Origin of the sequence: Nocardia sp. BSTN01, assembly GCF_015354405.1 — a bacterium.
In the GTDB taxonomy this organism is placed as follows: domain Bacteria; phylum Actinomycetota; class Actinomycetes; order Mycobacteriales; family Mycobacteriaceae; genus Nocardia.
Map to the genome: position 1 here is coordinate 1 of NZ_JADKYP010000070.1, position 17,611 is coordinate 17,611.

Sequence of the window (17,611 nt, forward strand, 5' to 3'; positions counted from 1 at the left end):
CCTACTGAGAGAAACCGCCGGAAACACCCTTAGCGAGATAGACCCTCCCAACCCTCCGAAGTGTCGTCTGTGGCCCACCGATCGATGGCCTCTGTGATACCGGCGGCGGCACGTACTGGGCTTAGGGAGGTGGTGTCGATCACCAGATCGGCCGCATTCGCGAGCCAGTCGTCGCGGGCATTGATGTATGTGGGCACGTGTTGCAGCCGCCAGTTTGCCGCGCGGTGCAGAACCTCGTCCTCGCTGATACGCTGCCGCAGCGTTTGCGGTCTGGCATCGATGAGCACGTGACGGAGCGGATGCTCCAGTTCCGCGATGCCGTTGGTGATCTCGGTCCAGTACCTCTGGTTCAGTACCGTTTGCACGATCACCAGGTTCTGCCCAGTCTCGGTGGCAATATCGTCTGCGACGAACGGGACCAACCGCCGCCACGACGGCAGATCCTGAAAGTCGTTTACCTCCGCATCCGCGAACTGTGCGCGCAGCATGAATCCGACAAACTCGGGATCGAACAGCCGCCAGTGCTGCGGGTCGGCCGCAACCAGCTCCTTCGCAATCGATGTCTTACCGGCGCCGAAACTGCCGTTCAGCCAAACAAACAAGATTGTTCCTCCTGGATCGGGTGTTCATGCACGAAGGACGACAACGACGATCCGCGCTGATGTGAAGGCAGGTCATCGGGCCCTCCCCGCCGCCGCCAAGCAGATCTCACCGATCGAGGCCGGATCCCAGCCGTGCACCGCGGCGCGGCGATGCTTGTGCCGCCAGCGGTGCAATGGGTGCCCAATTGGTGAGTTTCCTGGTCAACCAGCCCATGAATGCGGGATAGTCCGCGCTTGTGCTGACCAGGACGGGCCGACCCTCTGAATGGTCGACGCTCATTCGGCCGTCGTCGGCGATGGTGATCGGGCGCCGTTCCAGGCGGACGAATGGCAGTCCGAGTGCCACCGTGAGGGTAATCGGGTCGTGCATTTTGGTGGTGTAACCGAAATCTGCGTCCCAGCGGTCGATGTGCTCGACCAGCAGGGCTGCCCATTCCGGGGCGGTGGGTGCGGCGAGCTGTTGATAGAGCGGGTGCCCGGGGTATAGCGCGATCTCGTCGGTGAATGTCACGTCGGATAGCACCAAGGTCAGGTGGCGTGCGTGGGTAAGGACGTAGCGGGCTGCGTCGGGGTCGAGACGGAAATTGTGTTCGGCCTTGGCGGGGTCGCGGTAGTTGATCGCCCCGCCCATCTGGGTGATCTCCAGTCGGTCGGCCAGCCCGGGCGTGGCGCGCAGGACGGATGCGAGGTTGGTCATCGGGCCGCATCCGACCCACCGGACCGGGCCGGTGGTCTTCGCGCACACCGAGTGCACTGCGTTGAGTACCTCATCGGGCTGGGCGGGGATGATGTCAGGGGTGATCCCCGCGACGACCCAGTACTTCGTGTTGCCGAGATCGGCTCCGGCGGTGACAGGCACGTCGGGCCGGCTCAGTAGATCCAGTTGGTGCCGGGCGAATCGCGCTCGTTCACCGTAGTTCTCATCAGCGGTGATCACTGCCGCGAGTTCGGGCAGGTGGGCTGCGCAGGTCACAGCGGTCGCGTCGTCCGGGTCTCCACCGGTGTCGGTGTCGAGCAGGATGGGAGAACGATCGGTCGCTTCGGGCGTGCCTGGTCGGGCTGTGGGCAGGAGTGCGCGGGCGGTGAGTGTTCCGTCGCAGCTGGCGGAGGCGCTGGAGAGCACAGTGATGTCCTTCGGGATTCTGTTGTGCTGGAGTGATGTTCAGTGAAGGCTGCGCGCGTATTGGGTGCGGCTGAGGTAGGTGAGCTTGTCGTGGATGTAGCTGATGGGTGCCTGCGAGAGCTGGATGCCGATGGAGAAGTTGAATTCGTCCCGGCCGTACATGGTTTCGTCGACGCCGCCTTCGGTGAGATCGACTTGGGTGTAGGCGAGAAGTTGTTCGGGGGTGTAGCGACCGGTATCCATCAGCCGGGCCCATTCCGGGGTGCCGGGATAGGGGGGCCGGTACTCGAAGACGCTGGCGCGGAACTGTCTGGAGAGCTGGTCGGTGGCGTCCCACAGTTGATGGATTGAGGCAGCGTCCTCTCAGCACATGATCTTGCCCGGCGAGGGCGTCCCCGCTGGGATCGTGGTCGAGGGCGCGCGGGCGATCCTGGACCTCGACGACCGGATCAAACGCCTCGAGGGCCGGATCCGTGACACCTTCCGCGCGCACTCGCAAGCCGAGGTCATCGAGTCCTTGCCCGGACTCGGGCCGATCCTGGGAGTGGAATTGGTCGTCGCCGCAGACGATCTCGCGTCCTACACCGATGCCGGGCACCTGGCGTCGACGGCCGGGTTGGTGCCGGTCCCGCGGGACTCGGGTCGCCGGACCGGCAACCTGAATCGCCCGAAACGCTACAGCCGGCGGTTGCGTCGGGTGTTCTACCTGTCGGCAAAGACCAGCATCATGTGTAACGGACCGAACCGGGACTTCTACCTGAAGAAGCGGGGTGAGGGCTGCAAGCACGTGCAGGTGGTGATCACGGCTCGGCGGTGGGTCGGGGTGTTGTGAGCGTTGCTGCGCGACGATCGGGTGTTCACCCCCACTCCGCCGGTCGCGCTCGCGGCTTGGCAACTTCATCGAGACTCCTGAGGTGTCAGTCGGTTGGCCGGACCGGCCGACTATTCGGTAGCGGCGCATCGGCGGGGATGAAGCTGTTCGCGTCCCATCCGGTGAGTTCGCGGCAGGGGGTGGTGTAGTCCTTGCCCGACAGCGGGGAGCCGGGCAGGTCGGGAACGGCGAAGGCGTCGACCAGATCCGGCAGCCGATGCGCGAGGGCGTGTCGATACCCGGCCAGCTGAATGGCGAGCGTGCTAGCGGCCGGAATGGCTGTCTGCATCCGATGCTGGTGAGTGCTGAACCATCCATATCGCGCGTAGACCCATGTGGCGGCGTAGGCGACTGCGATCGTGGCAAGCAGATCTCGTGTGTCGGGGTCGGTGGTTTCAGCGGCCGCGATCAGTGGTGCGGTGGCCAGTGCTCGTTCGATGGCCGCCTGCGCGAGTTCGATGGCAGCCGAGTCGGTGCCCAGAACCGGTCCCGCGGTCATGGTGTCGCCGCTGTTGAGTGCTTCGGCGATCACCCGCTCACGCTCGGCGAGCAACTGGACGAGGTCGGGCAACTCGGCGGGGGTTCCCTCCAGGTGCAGCTGACCGGTCCGCAGGAGCTGGTGGCCTGCTTTGACCTGCATGGCCTGGATGACACCTTCGGCGATCATCGCGGCGAGGCCGTTGTTGTGCCATTCGGCGAGGCGGCTGGTGATCGTCGCGCCGTGGGCCCCGGTGTTGAGCCGGCACATCAGCATCCGCTCGTGAGCGACAGTCGTGAACGAGACTTTCGCCAGCATCGCCCAGACCATCGTCTCTGGGTCGCTCCCACTGGCGTGTGCGCGCATGGTCCCGATGTAGCGGGCAAGGATCGTGGCCGCGTAGAGGTCGGTGACAGCGGTAACGAGATCGGCACGCACCGGGTCACGGTCGACCATCCGCCGACCACGCTGCGGTGGGTTGAACTGATGCCCGCCTCGCTGCTTCGCGAATGTGAACAGCCCCGATACCGCGGCCCGGGCCGCGGCGAGCGAGGCCCGGCCCAGGTCTAGTCGGCCAGCTCCCAGAGATCCGGTGGCCTGATGGAAGCGCTCAGGCGTCGGCACGCTGCACTCGAACCGTCCGTCATCGGCAATGCGTGCCCAATCACCTGCCAGCAGAGCATCTTTCGGCACCCAGCAGTCACTGAACTTGAAGATGTAGTGCGGCAGGGTCGAGATCCCCTCAGGCAGCAATTCTGCCTCGACTCCCGATGCGAACTCGGTGCCGTCGTGCAGCCGGAGCAGGACAGGCAGGACTCCTTCATCCTCGCCGTCGACGATCAGGCGGGCGGTGACCACCATGACCGTCGGCAGGCCCGGGTACGCGCCGTTGGGCTTGAATTTGCAGGCCAGCATGTCGACGGTCCGTAGCCACAGGCCTTCGGTGGCGGGATCATAGATTGCGAGCGTTCGGCAGTTGTTGCCGTTGGTGCCACCGACCTCGGTGATACCGGCCAAGCCGAGGGCCGCACCTCGATCGAGGTCGTCGAGTATCTGCTGCTGGTAGGCAGACCCGTTGCCGAGTGTCGTGATCGCGCCGATCGCCAGGTCCAGATGACCGGTCAATGGCGTAAGCCCCTGCGGGGCGAGCACCGCGATTTCCTCGCTAAGCAGACCCCGCAGCTCGTCGTCGCCAGAGATCGCGACAGCCGATCCACCGATCGCGGACATCACCGATCGCAGCTCCCCAGGGCCGCGCACGGCCTTCTGCATGTAGGTCCTGCCCGGCTCGGGGCGGTAGCCGATCGCAGCCGCGGCCTCACGCACAATCGCGCGACGTTTCTGATCTGCACCGAACAGCGCCGCACCCAAGGCCTCAGCCGGCCGAATACTAGTGGGAGAATCGCCAGAAGTGGCAGCTGAGGGTTCGGCGGCAGCGATTGCGGGATCGATGGTTGTCATCACGATTCCTTCGAGGTTGCGGGCGACGGGCTCAGTACAGGTGACCGATAACGTCGCCGATTCTTCTGAGCGACTTTCCTTTTGGCTCGGGATGCGGAATGTAGGCGGATGCCGAAGGGCTCGGCCGGCGCCTGTCAGGTGAGGAGGCGGACTTCTCGTAGTGCCTCGTCGGGATCGGCGTGCGCGGATCGGGCGCGGACTATGGCGTCGACGAGGGCGACTGCTTGTGGGCGAGTGAGGTTTTCGCACAACGCGGCCAACTCGGCGTGATCGGCTCCCCATCGCTCGGCGTGGTGCGGTTCCTCAGCCCGGGTGCGGATGGCGGCGGCGATCTGGGTGGGTGCCTCGTACCACCACCGAGAGTCCATCTGGTCGGTCGGTGGGAGGATGTCGCACAGTGTCCGCGCTTGTTCGCTGGTCAGCTGGATCGTCGCGAGGTAGAGGTTGACCTCTTCGGGTGTCATCCCGATGCCGTCGGGGTCGAGGGACGCCGTCAGGCCTGGCACGGCGGGCATGGTGGCCTCCTTATTTGTCGGCGGGCAGGCGGGCGGGCAGAGGGGTGGTTTTGGTGAATGTGACCGGGAATTCGGCCAGCGCCCGGTGAAAGGGGCCGGGGCGATACACGGGGTGCGGGTTGGTCGGTACGAGGTCGGGCACCGCGTCGAGCAGCATTTCGATCCCTGTTCCGGCGATGAGCTTCGCCGCGTCTCGCGCCCCGGCAGGGCAGGCGTGGCGGCCGGTGAGCCATCCCAGGTGCCAATCGGCCGCCCGCAGATCGCCCTTGTTCACCCGCGGGTCGTTGTTGCAGGCGGCAATGCTGATCACGACAGGCTGATTGGCTGGCAGCCAGATGCGCTGGCCGTTGGGTTGATCGACGACGCACGGCCGCCTGGGATAGGTGGTGCCGAAGTTGGCCATCGGCGGGTTGCAGATCAACTCCGCGTCCAACGCGTCGGGGATCGTTGCGCTGGAACTCGTTGCGCTGGAAAGAAACCGGTCATCGGTGACCATGCGCAGCACTGTGTTGGCCAGCAAATTGACGGTCGGTTCAATAGCCGCGCCGAAGAGCAGCACCAGCTGATGGATGGCTTCGTTGTCGGACAGCCGAGCGTGCTCGCCGGGCTCGGTGGGGAATCGGAGTAGTCGCGTGGTGATGTCGTCCCCGAAGCGGATGCGTTTGCCGGCGACAACCCGCCCCAGGGCGTGAGCCAGGTCCTCTTCGACGGTCTCGGTGCCGGTGGTGGAGTTGAACATGCGCGCCATGGCGTCCGCGACCTGACTGCCGGCCTCGGCCGAGCAGCCGATCAGCGCGTTGAGTACGGAGAACACCAGCGGGTACGCGTAATCGGTGAGGACGTCCGCCCGGCCCTCACCACAGAATCGTTCGATCAACGCTTCCGCGATCCGCACGACCTGGTCGCGCAAACGGTGGTGATCGATGCCTGCGAGGCTGTCGTTGATCGCGGCACGCAAGCGCGTGTGCACGGCACCGTCCGCGTGCAGCACGTTGGGACGCCACTGGGTCATCGGTCTGATCGGGCATCCCGCCGGCATACTGTCCTGCCAGGCGCGGGGATCTGCGGGGAAATGCTCGTCGTCGACGAGGATTTTGCGGGCGGTGTGCCAGCCGATTACCAGGGTCGCGGGCACCTCGGGTGCCAGCAGGACCGGGATCAGCGAACTGCCGCCATAGTTGTCGCGCATGTGCTGGTAGATCGCATGCGGATTGTTCGCGAATTCCGTTGAGAACAAGCTGATTCGGGGCCCGACCTCTTCGATCGGCGTCGGCGGCGCGCCGGCAAGTGCCACGGACGGGTGCTGCATGGTCAAGGTCTCTCCTACGGAAGCCGGAACGGCCGCGCGGGTGGGAAGCGCACAGGCAACTGCGTCAAAGCGCGGGCGAACGGGTCGTTCACCCACTCGAGCTGGTGGACAGGTGTGGTGAGTTGCAGTTCGGGAAGGGCGTCCCACAGCTGGTCCAGCCCCGTCCGAGCGATCAAGGTCGCCACCGACGCGGCCGGGCACGAGTGGGCGCCGGCACCGAAGGCCAGGTGTGCGCGGTTGCCCTTGCGGTTATCGCTGGCCACCGCGGGGTCGGCATGGCACGCCGCGAGACCGACCAGCAGCGGCTGGTTTTCGTGCAGCGTGCCGACCTGGTCGAGGACTTGCATCTGCCGCGGGAACCGCGGCGCCGCGATCGACACCGGCGGATGTGCATGCAGGACCTCGTCAATTGCTTCCTGCGCCGACAGCGCTCCGCCGAGCACCTCGCCACCGAAACGGTCGTCGGTCATCGACAACAGAACGGCGTTGCCGATCAAGGCCCACGTGGGAGCCAGGTATGTCGACAGCAGCACAAGCTGGTCGGCGATCTCCTCGTCGGTCAGTCCCGCTGGATGCGCCATCAGCCGTGACGCCACATCGGTGCCAGGACTCCGCCGTTTCGTCTTGGCGGTGTCGAGACCCACCTCGCGCAGCAGCGCCCGGCCCCGCTCGAGGACCAGTGGATCGGCCGTCTGCACCGCGATCAGGGCATCGAGCACGATCCGGGCAGTGTCCGGCGCGAACCCGAGCACGCGGTGCATCGTCTCGGCGACGAGAGGCCGGGCGAATTGCGCGACGAGATCGGCCTCGCCGGCCTGGCAGAACTGATTGATCAGGCGAACTGCCGCCTCGGCGACCGACGCCTCGACAGCGTAGGTGTCGATCTCTGTGAGGCTGTCGACGATCGCCTTCCGCAACCGCAGCCGCGTATCGCCCGAGGTATGCAGTGCATCCGCTCGTGGACCGAGGACCGCGAGCGCCCGAGATCCAGCGCCTGCGTGCTCCGACCAGGCCTGCGGATCCGCCGGATAGCGGTCGTCCTGATGGAGGATATCCACCGCGAGCTGGAAGCTGGTGACCAGCGTCGCCGGCGCACCCACGTCGACCGGCACGAGGTCGCGGTGCCGATGCCTCATCTTCCGATACACCGCGTGCGGGTCGGCGGCGAACTCCGGGCCGCTGATCGGCGAAAACGACACGTCCCGCCCGGGCGGTCCGTGGCTGATCGGGCACGCAGCGGGACGAGCGGACGAGGGCAGGGACACGAAAACTCCAGACGTCAGTGGTGAGGCAGGTGAAAGGCGCGCGCAACCAGTCGCGAGCTCGTCAGGGCAAGGTCGGATGCGGCTCGGCTGCATCGACGGCTTTGGTTGCGTCGCAGTGCGTGTGGCGGATCGCGGGCTGCGGTCAGCTGCAGAGTGTCGTGGATCGGTGAGATTCGGCTGCCGGGATGTGGCGGGCGCGCCAGTCGTCGTAGGCATTGCAGGCCGCGACGACGTCGTGGCAGGTGTGGGTGGTGGCGTTCACCGCCCAGTACACGACTCGCGCGGCGAGAAGGCCCGGTCGCGTCTGCCCGACAGGCAGCGCCTGACAGGCCAGCGCGTCGAACGCGGATATGAAACCTCGTGCCGCAGTGTCGACCTGGGACAGCCCGGCGACAGCAGAGTTGTATCCGAGCACGGCCGGCGGGGCGTCACATCGCCGCGCGGCTTCCCCGTGGTCGCGATACATCTTCGCCAGCTCACGCACCTTGCTCAACACCGGATGCTCGCACGCGCCGATATCTCCGCGCAGTGCCGCACGCACCGCACCCATCATGGCCGCCGCGTCGGGCCACGGATCGAGCGAAGCAGCGCCCCCGCATCTCATCGCATTCCTCGCACGATGCAAAGCAGTTGCGCGGCATAGGTTTCCGTATTCGGCGGAAGGTGCGGCAGTCTGGTCATTGCGTATCCCTCCTGTCAAATGGACACAAGGCATCCCCGCGCATGGTTCATCGATCGAATCGATGGGTGTCGATCGATGCTGCGCGGCCGGTCACAGGAAGTGGAAGTGCCCGATGATCTGGGAAATGCCCCCTCCGAGAACCATTTTCGGCATCTGCGCGGTGTCGGCGCAATAGCTCGCGGTGGTCAGTTGAAATGCTGACTTTTGACCACTAAATTCAGCCCTCACGGTGGGGTCGACGTTGGTATAGTGCGCGCCCGCGCATCGAGATAGGCCAGCGACAGCACGGCGAGGGGTCCTTGGCCGCTCGCTCGACAAGGGCTGACAACACGGATGTGCAAACCTGTTGCGCCGGGCAGAGTTTCGTTGCCTCTGGGTCAGACGCGGTCGAGCCCGCCCGCTCGGGCCCCCGGGTCCGACGAAATAGGAGCAACGGCCGGGTCCGGTTTCAGGCGGGGCGGGTAGGCCGGATCCAGCTCGGACATCACCGGCTTTGCCATATCGTTTCATCCCGACTACACGTGCGGGGGTTTGACCTGGTTTTTCGGCACGTCCCTTCGGCTACAGCGCGTGCCATGGTTCGGCCGGCGTTTCGGGATGGCGCAGAGTTCGCAGGCGATGTTCGAGTTCACGTGCGGCAGGGGTGTCCCCGCGGGCGGCGCGGCGAACGTAGCCCGCGAGCGTGTGGAGGTCTCGCATGGCGAATAGGGTCGAGGCCGCAGCGCCAGCACGGAATTCAGGCACTGCGACAGTGCCGTAGGCGCGGAGGAATTCGGCGATCTCATCGTCGGAAACGCCGAATCGGCTGTCGTGGCATGCGGTGACGACGTCCAGTTCTCGGGGACCGATGCAGGCCTCGTCCCAATCGCCGAGCCGCACGAGATCGCCGTCCCACACGCAGTTTCCGGTGTAGGAGTCGCCGTGGATGAAGCCGACTCCCAGGCGAGAATCGAGATGCTGATAGCGGTCGAGGACCGAGCGCGTTTGCTGTTGCAGAAATTCGAGGTCGTCGTCTTTCAGCACCCCTTGCACCGCAGGATCGGCGAGGACGGCTGTGAACCGCGCGAGAGGCGGGTAGGCGGGCAGCTCGATCGGCGGGCGGGGCAAGGCGTGCAACTGGGCCAGGATGGCGCCGAGCGCGCGCATGGGCGGCGCCGGCCGGGTGTCCTGCGGGTAGTAACGCCACACGGTGATCGTGCAAGCATCGACATCGATCGCGTGGTCGAGCAGAGGTTCGGTGACCGGTACACCGCGCTCGGACAGCCATCGTGTGAGGGTCAGGGACGCGCGTGCTCGCAGGCCGTGGTCTTGCCGGCCGATGCGCACCACGGCCCGTTCACCGGGGAGCAGGTAGACCGAGTTGGAGTGCGCCCGGATGAGCTGCGCATCCGTGTAATTGAGGTTCGCCTCCGCGCACGCGGCGGCGAGGATGTCGTAGTCCGGCAGCGGCGCGGTCACCACAGGGCCAGGGCCGGGCGGGCGGTGTAGGCAGTGATGGCGGCGGCGAGGTCCTTCGCGGCCGGCGCGTCGCTGTGGCGGTGCGCCTGCAAGGTGGCGGTGATCGATTGCATGCCTTCCATGATGGGGGCAATGCGCTGTTCGGCTGAAAGTTCCAGCACCGGGGCAAGGATTTCCGCGGCGCCTTCCAGTTCGCCGACGCCGAGCCGCGAGATACATAGGTCGACTCGCGCCAGGGATTCGTCGCCGTAGGAGCGTTGCTGTGCGGGGCCGGTGCTGTAGGAGGTGATGGCTTCTGTTGCCCAGCGTTCGGTCTGTGGGTGATCGCCGAGTCGGCAAAAGGCGCGGCCCAGGTAGTAGGCGGCCTTGGCGCGGGGGAAGGTCATGACACCACCGAATGCGCTGACCTCGTCGCTGGCGACCCGGTCGGCTGCCTCCTCCGCGCGGCTGGCAGCCGCGCGGGCAAGGCGGGCGTCACCGACCCGCGCGGCGCACCGGGCCTGCAAGGCGTGCAACCGCACCCCGTGGTCGCCCGGTGGGGTTCGCCCGACAGCCGCCTCCAGAATCTCGAGCGCTTGATGTGGTCGCGGGGACCATTCGAGGACCAAGGCACGGGTTCCCGCGATCCACGCCTGCAACCCAGGGTGTCCGGCGTCTTCGGCCAAATGCTGTGCAGCCCGGAGATGTTTCAGCGCCGCGGCGGTGCTGCCCGAAATATCGTCGGTGACCTCGCCGAGCAGCTGCACGGTGACTCCACCCAGCAAGCACAGATCGCGCAGTGTGGCAGGGCGAGGGCCCAGCTCCAGCATGTGCTGGATCTGATCCCGCACGACAAGGAGTTCGTGCAGCAGCGGCAACGGCGGCTCGGACACATAATTCTGAGCAATCGACGCCACCTTGGCAGACAGCTCGCTGATGGTCGACCCATCCACCGGATCGTTGCGGACCAGACGCGCCATGGCAGCGGACTCGCCTGCCGCGGTATCGAGACGATCGCGCAGAGAATCCGCGGCGGCGAGCGCGAGCAACACCCCATCGGCCTGCAGTGCAGCGTCCAGACGTTCGACGACCTGCTGAGTGGGTGGACGCTTTCCACCCAACACTCGCCCGAGATAGGACTTGTCGAAGTTCGCGTGCGCCGCCAGCTCGGCTACCGTCATCCCTCGACGCCGCCGCAGACGATATGCCTCGGAACGGAATGTGCATCCTCCGCCGACCGCTGCTGCGTTGTCGCCGCCCCCTACCGTCAAGGCGCTCAACCCTCCCCGGAGCCCGAACCGCAATGCGATCCACCACGAGCGGCGCGACCTCGATCATGCGGACCCAGCCCCGGCGCTGGTATCCCAGTGTCATCGCCGCCGCGGCTGTCGGAGTCGGTCTTTGCTTCTTCGCTGTCATCGTCTGCGACGTCATGCGAAACCTGCTGCACAGGAGCCTCCCGATCGGAAGCGTCGGGTAGTGGTGGGCAGTCCCACAACCACGGAGGGGCGCCGTTGACAGCGCGAAAAATGTTCTCCGCCAGCACGTCCGCGACGTTGCGGTTGGCGTCGCGGGTTCGCCCGGCAATCCCGGGGGCGTGGACGACGTTCTGGCGGCCCAGGATCGGATCACCGGCGCGGACCGGATCGTTTGGGTCGATGTCGGTAGCCCAGGCCAGCTCGTCGCTCAGGACGCGCGCACGCAGCGCGGGCATATCGATTCCGGCGCTGGCCAGGGTCACGACCAGCGTCCCGTGGTTGAGCTGGTCGACCACTCGAGCGGGTATCCGATGCTCCGGTGAGCTCGCAGGCACGACGAGAATCTCTGCGTGGCAAGCGATGTGATCCAGATCCACTCGCTCGACCCCGGAGACGGTGAAATCGACGTCCGCGGCATCGGGATGAAACACCGCGACCGATGCGTGGAAGGCGTCGCATAGCTCGACGATGTGAGCACCGACGCCGTCCAGGCCGACCACCACGATCTGTTTGCCGCGGATCGTGCCGTTGACGAATCCGGGGTGATCGGCGAACTGCCACTGAGGAAGTGGCCCCACCACCGAGCCCGCGTATGCCATCTTGAGGTGCCAGCTGGGGATCTGCCGAAGCGCCGACAACATCAACCCGATCGCCATCTCCGCGATCGAGTCGCAGTGACCGCGGCCGCCGTCGACGCAGGCGATCGCGCGGCCCGCTCGTTGCGCGGCCGCGGTTCCGACACCGCCGACGCCGGCGACCATCGCCAGCTTCGGCAAGGCATCGATATCGGCCGGTTCGGGCTCGACTCCCAGCACCACCAGCGCAACCACCTCCGCTACAGACGGAAGGTCGCGCAGATGCGCGCCAGCGGGAATGCTTTCCCACCGCACCGCGATGCCGCGGGCTGTCAGCGCTTCACGCAGCCGCTCAGCCAAGTACGGCCATCTCGCGGGTAGCCGGCCGTCCTCGACCACCAACACCGTGTTGCTCGACGCGGCTGCGGCGACGACGTTGTGGCGGTCCTCCCCCGCGACCGACTGTTCACCGCCCGTGCGGTCCGTCAGTGGGACGTGTAGGCAGATCATCGGACTCTCCCGACCGCGGCCAAGCAGATGTCTTCGTGTGCATCCGAATTGGCGCTCGGCAGCGTCGAGATCCGGTCGGTGCTTGCCGTCTCCGGCCACCAGCTCGTCGCAGCGACCAGTCCGGGGCTGAGCAATTCACATTGGGCAACGATCTCGGCGATCGTTTCCCGTGCGCGTGGGTGGAATTCGATGCCGCCCGTGCGGTATATCTCCACCGCCCGGTCGACCTCCTCGCGGCGGCGTACATCGGTAGTGACGTGGCTGAGGATCCAGTAAATGGGTCCCGGCAGCGCCGCCGACACCGCCTCGACCACCATGTGCGGATCAGCGACGAACTCGGCGACGAACCCGAGACACAGCGCAATCGGCTCAGCCGTGTCCATCGTGGCGGCGATCTCGCGCGCCAAGGCGTCTGTGTCGGTCACGTCGGCGTGGGCGAAGAACGCGCCGTCGATATTGGCCAGCAGCGCCCGTCCGTGCGCGGCAATCACCGGATCGCTGTCGACGTAGAGGGTACGTGCGGTCGGCTGCTGAGCGCGGGCGACCTCATGCACGTTCAGCGCGAACGGATAGCCCGACCCCAACTCGACGAACTGCGCGATCCCATGCTCATTGGCGAGATGGTGAACTGCCCGCTCGAGAAACGCTCGGGCGGCGCGCGCCGAGTACTGAACCGACGGGCAGTCGCTACTCAGGCGTCTTCCGATCTCGATGTCTTTGGGGTAGCAGTCTTTTCCGGAGTCGACCAGGTAGCTGTGAATTCCCGCGCTGCGGGCGACGGTATCGTCGATCACGGTGATCGAACTGCGCTGTCCGTGCCCGTGTTGTGCACACATCCCCGTCGTCCTTGTCTGATCGTCGGTCCTGGTCGGGCGGCGTTCGTCGGCCGACCATCTCAGCAGTACTGCGACCTTTTCGTGTCGTTCGGGGCGGTAGCCCGACAACGGTCCGTCGCTCGTGGAGGTCAATGCCGCCAGTGCCATCGCCGCCTCGGCGCCAGCGGCCAGGCCGCGGCGAAGAAGCACGGCCCGTGCGGTCTCGATCTGGGCATCGCCGACAGTGACTGCCTCCAGCTGGATACGACGGCCGTCGAGAGCCAATCCAGGAAACTGCTTGCCGTCGGCCAAGGCCTGTTGCACCGCGCTGGGGACCGCAGCACCGCGACGCGTGACGAGAACAGTTTTGATGTGGTGCCGGTGTGCGGTGACCAGGGTGCCCAACAGCAGCGCGGCATCGTTCGCGGCGATGACCACCGTCCCTATGTCCGGCATCGCACTGTCGAGGTCGTGCAGCCACGACCCTGCTCCCGCAGCGCAGAGCAGGTCATGGGGATTTGCGACCAGCACCTGTCCCGACGCAGTGAGGGCGTCGCGGCGGTCGGCGAGATCGCCGCCGTCGACCACCTCGAGCGTTATCCCGTCGCGGTGCAGGTCTGCTACCGCGGCTTCGAGAGCAGGGGGAACAAGCAGTGTCGCCGGGGTTCTGGTGGTAGCGGCAGCAAGTACCCACGCCTGCGCAGACTCTTCCGTCGCAGCGGGCACGACGATTCCTGCCGGGGGAACCTTGCCTGCCGCATGCCGAGCGCGCAGATGCCACAGGGCGGCGCGGAAGCGCGTCGACGCGCGTTGGCTGTGCTCGTAGCCGAGCACGATCCGAGTGCCGACCGTGGTCGGCAGCGCCGCGGAAGCTAGATCGATCACCTGCAACGGCGTGACGTCGCCGGCGAGGCCGCGCAGCGCGTCAACGACAGCCGGATTCCAACTGATGGTTTCGCTCACGCAGCTGCTGTCCGAGCCGAACAACTGGTCAGCGTCCGGGAACTCGCGCATGGCCTCATCCACTGCACGCCCCCAGCACCGCCTCGACGACCTCGTGATAGGGCGGCAACTCCGCGCCCTCAGGAAAGGCGGCCAACCACCACCTAGTTGGGTTTCCCGGAGTCGGTAATGCCAGCTCCGCTGCGCGGCCCACGATTGTGACACCACGGGGGAAGAAGCGGACGATGTCGTCAGCCGCAGTCGGCGGCGCGGTCATGAGAACCCGAATCCCGTGGCGGACAGCGAAGATCGGCAACGTCTGCCCGTGTAGTGCTTCGGATGCCACGTCCGCAAGGTCGCGTGTCACCATCAACGCACGGAAGGCGTGGGCACGCACCGTCAGGGCGCGGGTGTTTGCGTCGTAACGTGTTGGACCGTACAGATTCTCGTAATAGCGCTGGCTGTCAGCGAAGGAGTCGGCTGGTGCACTGGCTGGATACAGGGCCCGGCGCGGCGAGGCAGGAACCTCTTCGCCGATTGCGAGTTGCGGCAGCGAGACGGCTGTCGACATTAGACCTCCATGGATTGTCTGAAAGTGGTTGGGGCACAGGAATATTGGGACGTCGATCCCGAAGTGGCCGGAGGTGACCGTTACGAGAATGTGGCGGCTCTCCAGATGCGGCTAATGTCATCTCCCGGGTGTCGGATGATCCGTTCGATCGACGGCATCTGCCGCGCGTTTGGGCCCGCACCCTGGGACGATGGCATGTCCCTCCTCTGCGACGGCCACATCGATTGCAGTCGGACCTTTGGGGTTCTCGGCGACGGTGCAGGAGACCCGTTGTCCTGCCTGCAGACACCGGTGCCCGCTGCCGGCGATGCCCTGGTAGTGGACGAACAGGTCGGACGTACCGTCCTCTGCCGCAATGAATCCGTAACCGCGCTCGTCGCTGAACCACTTCACGGTGCCAAACGGCATTTTTCACCTCACGAAAATCTGTCTCTTGAAAGATGGATGGGATGCAGCATGGTCATCCCGCCTGCTCCGACGCGGCGCGTGTCGATGGCGCTGTCCGCACGGGCCACGAGCAAAACCGACGCGGCTGGACGAGTTCGACGAGACGCCGCGCTGTGGGTCTCATCGAAGGGCACCTGCCTGGTAGACGCGTGGCGCCGCGGTTTTGGCGAACTCGGTCCAGCCGGCCGCCAACCGGGCTGCTTCGGTGAAGACCTCATGCAGGACCTCGCCCGTCGCGCCGTCATGCCGGACCGCGTCATCGGCGGCGACTGCCGCCGCGGCTAGCTCGTCGATGTAGGCGCCGACAGAGACCTGCCGGTCAACGGCGCGAACGTGCTCGGCCACCCACGCGTCGATCGCCCAGATCAACCACAGACGGCGGCGAGCGACAAGCGAGCTGTCCCTCCCGTTCGCGAGCCTGTGCGTTCGTGCCAAGCCGGAAGCGAGGGTCGTCACCGGATGTGTGCCCGGTCCGCGAACGCCGCGCACCGCTGCCCACAGCTGGTGCCAGTCCGGGAGGAGGTCATCACTGACGAGCGCGCGGATGGTCATATTGCCTCCCGGGCGTCACGCTCCGCGATTTCCATACACTTCAGCATTGGCACAACCGGTATGAGCTGGAACTGCATCACCACTGAACTGCACTGAACTTTCACTGAATTTCGCGCCCGGGCGCTTGCTGCGCACCGGTTAGCCGGTGGGACACTGGCCCCATGATGGAACTCAACGGCGTGCCGGTCACGGTGGACGACCTCGCTCCGCTGGCGTTGGTCGGACTCGGGCACTTCACCTCGATGCGGGTCGAGGAAGGCGGCGCGGTTCGTGGACTCGAAATGCACCTCGATCGGCTGGGCCGCGACAGCCGCACCGTTTTCAACGCCGAGCTCGATCCCGATCGTGTCCGTGCCCACGTCCGGCACGCCATCCGCGAGGCCGACGGGCCGGTAGTCGTCCGAGTGACCATCTACGATCCGGCCCTCGAGCTGTCCAAGCCGGGCGCCCCCGCGGAGCCGCACGTACTGGTCTCTATACGGCACGCACCGGCCGGGCCGGCGGCCCCGTTGCGGCTGCAATCGGTCGTGTACTCGCGAGATCTGCCCCGGGTCAAGCACATTGGCCTCTTCGGCGCTCTGCACCAACGCGGAGTCGCGCAGCGCCAGGGATTCGATGATGTCGTGTTCACCGCCGGTGACGGCTCGATCAGCGAAATCGCCACCAGCAATATCGGATTCATCACCGGCGAGGGGCACCTCGTCTGGCCGCGCGCCGAAGTCCTCCCGGGCACCACCATGCGGCTGCTCAACCAGGTTCTCGACGAAGACGTGGTGAACGAGCGGGTCACTCTCGCCCAGCTCGGCGACTACGCCGCCGTCGTCGCCACCAACGCCGCAACCGGCGTACGCGCCGTGTCCTGCATCGACGACACGAAATGGCCCGAGCACGAGGCAGTGTCGATCCTCCAGGATGCTTACAAGTCCATTCCGCCGCAGCGGATCTAGCACGCCGCTGCCCCCGGCTCCCAGTAGGCTCGGACGCCACCAGATCGAGAAGGGGCGACGCTGTCGATGAAGAGCCTGGTTCGGCCGTGGACGGGAGTTGAAGTAGCCGCGCTGCGCGACGCCTGGCGAATGTCTTTGGTCGACTTCGCAGCCCACCTCGGCGTCACCGAACGTCAGGTCTCCAATTGGGAGGCCAAAGGAGCCGACATCAAGCCGCGACCGGTCAATCAGGCCGCGCTCGACACCTCGCTGTCCCGACTGAACCCCGACGAGCTGACACGATTCCTTACTCTCGTGCCCGCCGACGCGATCGGCGAGGCCCCCGATAGCGACCAGCTGATCCAGCCCGACCGCATCCGCCACCCCGTCGACGGCCGCTCGATGACCTGGATCCCCGAAGGGGTCTTCCTTTCCGGCCCCATGGACCAACCGGTGTGGCTGCCCGGATTCCACATCGACACCTACCCGGTCACCAACGCGGACTTCGCGACCTTCGTGACCGCGACCGGGCATCCTGCGCCCCGGCACTGGGACAACGGCCAGCCACCTCCTGCCATCGCTGATCACCCCGTCGTATGGGTGACCCACGACGACGCCACCGCCTACGCGCGCTGGGCCCGCAAACAACTGCCGACCGCGCAGCAGTGGGAGAAGGCGGCCCGCGGCACATCTGGTGCCACTTGGCCATGAGGCAATTCGGTGACCCCGGCCAAGTGCAATTGCAAGGTCTTCGACGGAGCCGGCACAACCACACCCGTCGATTGCTACAAATCCTCGGTCAGCCCCTACGGCGTGTGCGACCTCTGCGGCAATGTCTGGGAGTGGTGCGCGACCGAATCGACTCCCGGCAGCTTCGAACTCAAAGGCTCGTCCTTCAGCAGCCTGCTCGAAGCCGCCCGACCAGCAGCATTCAACGACGCCAATCACCTCATGTGCGACGACGACACCGGATTCCGCTGTGCTGCAATCGGACTCAAAATGTGAACCGGTCGCCCGGTGCTCGCTGCCATCGGTCGGCGCACCGCCCAGCG

15 protein-coding genes and 3 pseudogenes are annotated in these 17,611 nt (G+C 66.1%); 3 read left to right on the top strand and 15 right to left on the bottom strand.

Annotation, left to right across the window (positions count from 1 at the left end):
* Positions 1–29: 29 nt before the first annotated feature.
* The 3 genes from IRT45_RS32245 to IRT45_RS32255 form a co-directional block, all read right to left on the bottom strand.
* Positions 30–602: an AAA family ATPase gene (locus tag IRT45_RS32245; protein ID WP_194809578.1), complete on the bottom strand. Its 573-nt coding sequence runs from the start codon at positions 600–602 to the stop codon at positions 30–32.
* A 106-nt stretch (positions 603–708) separates the two neighbouring features.
* Entirely contained in the window at positions 709–1,725 is a 1,017-nt protein-coding gene (locus IRT45_RS32250; protein ID WP_309241250.1) for a nucleoside hydrolase, read from the bottom strand.
* Between the two features lie 39 nt (positions 1,726–1,764).
* Complete coding sequence (locus tag IRT45_RS32255) at positions 1,765–1,968, bottom strand: radical SAM protein (protein WP_194809579.1); 204 nt, start codon at positions 1,966–1,968, stop codon at positions 1,765–1,767.
* 226 nt (positions 1,969–2,194) lie between these two features.
* Here IRT45_RS32255 and IRT45_RS32260 point away from each other — a divergent pair.
* Positions 2,195–2,557, top strand: a pseudogene (locus IRT45_RS32260) (IS110 family transposase); the annotation flags it as partial.
* Positions 2,558–2,642: 85 nt separating this feature from the next.
* Here IRT45_RS32260 and IRT45_RS32265 read toward each other — a convergent pair.
* The 12 genes and pseudogenes from IRT45_RS32265 to IRT45_RS32320 all read right to left on the bottom strand — a co-directional run bounded on the left by IRT45_RS32265 (position 2,643) and on the right by IRT45_RS32320 (position 15,633).
* A complete protein-coding gene (locus tag IRT45_RS32265; protein WP_194809580.1) occupies positions 2,643–4,535 on the bottom strand; it encodes an acyl-CoA dehydrogenase family protein in 1,893 nt (630 codons plus the stop codon).
* Between the two features lie 134 nt (positions 4,536–4,669).
* Positions 4,670–5,050: a hypothetical protein gene (locus tag IRT45_RS32270; RefSeq protein WP_194809581.1), complete on the bottom strand. Its 381-nt coding sequence runs from the start codon at positions 5,048–5,050 to the stop codon at positions 4,670–4,672.
* Positions 5,051–5,060: 10 nt separating this feature from the next.
* Positions 5,061–6,359, bottom strand: coding sequence for a cytochrome P450 (locus IRT45_RS32275; protein ID WP_194809601.1), 1,299 nt, complete (start codon positions 6,357–6,359; stop codon positions 5,061–5,063).
* 14 nt (positions 6,360–6,373) lie between these two features.
* Positions 6,374–7,624: a cytochrome P450 gene (locus IRT45_RS32280; protein WP_194809582.1), complete on the bottom strand. Its 1,251-nt coding sequence runs from the start codon at positions 7,622–7,624 to the stop codon at positions 6,374–6,376.
* Between the two features lie 142 nt (positions 7,625–7,766).
* Entirely contained in the window at positions 7,767–8,228 is a 462-nt protein-coding gene (locus tag IRT45_RS32285; protein WP_194809583.1) for a hypothetical protein, read from the bottom strand.
* Positions 8,229–8,867: 639 nt separating this feature from the next.
* Complete coding sequence (locus tag IRT45_RS32290) at positions 8,868–9,767, bottom strand: aminoglycoside phosphotransferase family protein (RefSeq protein ID WP_309241251.1); 900 nt, start codon at positions 9,765–9,767, stop codon at positions 8,868–8,870.
* Positions 9,761–11,047: a helix-turn-helix transcriptional regulator gene (locus IRT45_RS32295; RefSeq protein WP_309241252.1), complete on the bottom strand. Its 1,287-nt coding sequence runs from the start codon at positions 11,045–11,047 to the stop codon at positions 9,761–9,763. Before IRT45_RS32295 ends, IRT45_RS32290 begins: the two co-directional genes overlap by 7 nt.
* The gene (locus tag IRT45_RS32300; protein ID WP_194809586.1) at positions 11,020–12,306 is read right to left on the bottom strand and encodes an NAD(P)-dependent oxidoreductase; all 1,287 of its coding nucleotides are present in this window, start codon (positions 12,304–12,306) and stop codon (positions 11,020–11,022) included. Before IRT45_RS32300 ends, IRT45_RS32295 begins: the two co-directional genes overlap by 28 nt.
* Positions 12,303–14,135: an SAM-dependent methyltransferase gene (locus IRT45_RS32305; protein WP_194809587.1), complete on the bottom strand. Its 1,833-nt coding sequence runs from the start codon at positions 14,133–14,135 to the stop codon at positions 12,303–12,305. Before IRT45_RS32305 ends, IRT45_RS32300 begins: the two co-directional genes overlap by 4 nt.
* A gap of 4 nt (positions 14,136–14,139) precedes the next feature.
* Positions 14,140–14,634, bottom strand: a complete 495-nt coding sequence (locus IRT45_RS32310) for a hypothetical protein (RefSeq protein WP_194809588.1) — start codon at positions 14,632–14,634, stop codon at positions 14,140–14,142.
* Positions 14,635–14,850: 216 nt separating this feature from the next.
* Positions 14,851–15,042 (bottom strand): annotated as a pseudogene (locus IRT45_RS37310) (cold-shock protein); the annotation flags it as partial.
* Between the two features lie 159 nt (positions 15,043–15,201).
* Positions 15,202–15,633, bottom strand: a complete 432-nt coding sequence (locus IRT45_RS32320) for a hypothetical protein (protein WP_194809590.1) — start codon at positions 15,631–15,633, stop codon at positions 15,202–15,204.
* Between the two features lie 161 nt (positions 15,634–15,794).
* Here IRT45_RS32320 and IRT45_RS32325 point away from each other — a divergent pair, with 161 nt between their 5' ends.
* A complete protein-coding gene (locus IRT45_RS32325; protein ID WP_255535636.1) occupies positions 15,795–16,580 on the top strand; it encodes an aminotransferase class IV family protein in 786 nt (261 codons plus the stop codon).
* A 129-nt stretch (positions 16,581–16,709) separates the two neighbouring features.
* Positions 16,710–17,564, top strand: a pseudogene (locus IRT45_RS32330) (SUMF1/EgtB/PvdO family nonheme iron enzyme).
* Positions 17,565–17,611: the final 47 nt, after the last annotated feature.

Coding starts and splice junctions, on each gene's coding strand:
- IRT45_RS32255 (WP_194809579.1), bottom strand. CDS start 1,968: ATGGATACCGGTCGCTACACCCCCGAACAACTTCTCGCCTACACCCAA.
- IRT45_RS32265 (WP_194809580.1), bottom strand. CDS start 4,535: ATGACAACCATCGATCCCGCAATCGCTGCCGCCGAACCCTCAGCTGCC.
- IRT45_RS32270 (WP_194809581.1), bottom strand. CDS start 5,050: ATGCCCGCCGTGCCAGGCCTGACGGCGTCCCTCGACCCCGACGGCATC.
- IRT45_RS32275 (WP_194809601.1), bottom strand. CDS start 6,359: ATGCAGCACCCGTCCGTGGCACTTGCCGGCGCGCCGCCGACGCCGATC.
- IRT45_RS32285 (WP_194809583.1), bottom strand. CDS start 8,228: ATGAGATGCGGGGGCGCTGCTTCGCTCGATCCGTGGCCCGACGCGGCG.
- IRT45_RS32300 (WP_194809586.1), bottom strand. CDS start 12,306: ATGATCTGCCTACACGTCCCACTGACGGACCGCACGGGCGGTGAACAG.
- IRT45_RS32305 (WP_194809587.1), bottom strand. CDS start 14,135: ATGCGCGAGTTCCCGGACGCTGACCAGTTGTTCGGCTCGGACAGCAGC.
- IRT45_RS32310 (WP_194809588.1), bottom strand. CDS start 14,634: ATGTCGACAGCCGTCTCGCTGCCGCAACTCGCAATCGGCGAAGAGGTT.
- IRT45_RS32320 (WP_194809590.1), bottom strand. CDS start 15,633: ATGACCATCCGCGCGCTCGTCAGTGATGACCTCCTCCCGGACTGGCAC.
- IRT45_RS32325 (WP_255535636.1), top strand. CDS start 15,795: ATGATGGAACTCAACGGCGTGCCGGTCACGGTGGACGACCTCGCTCCG.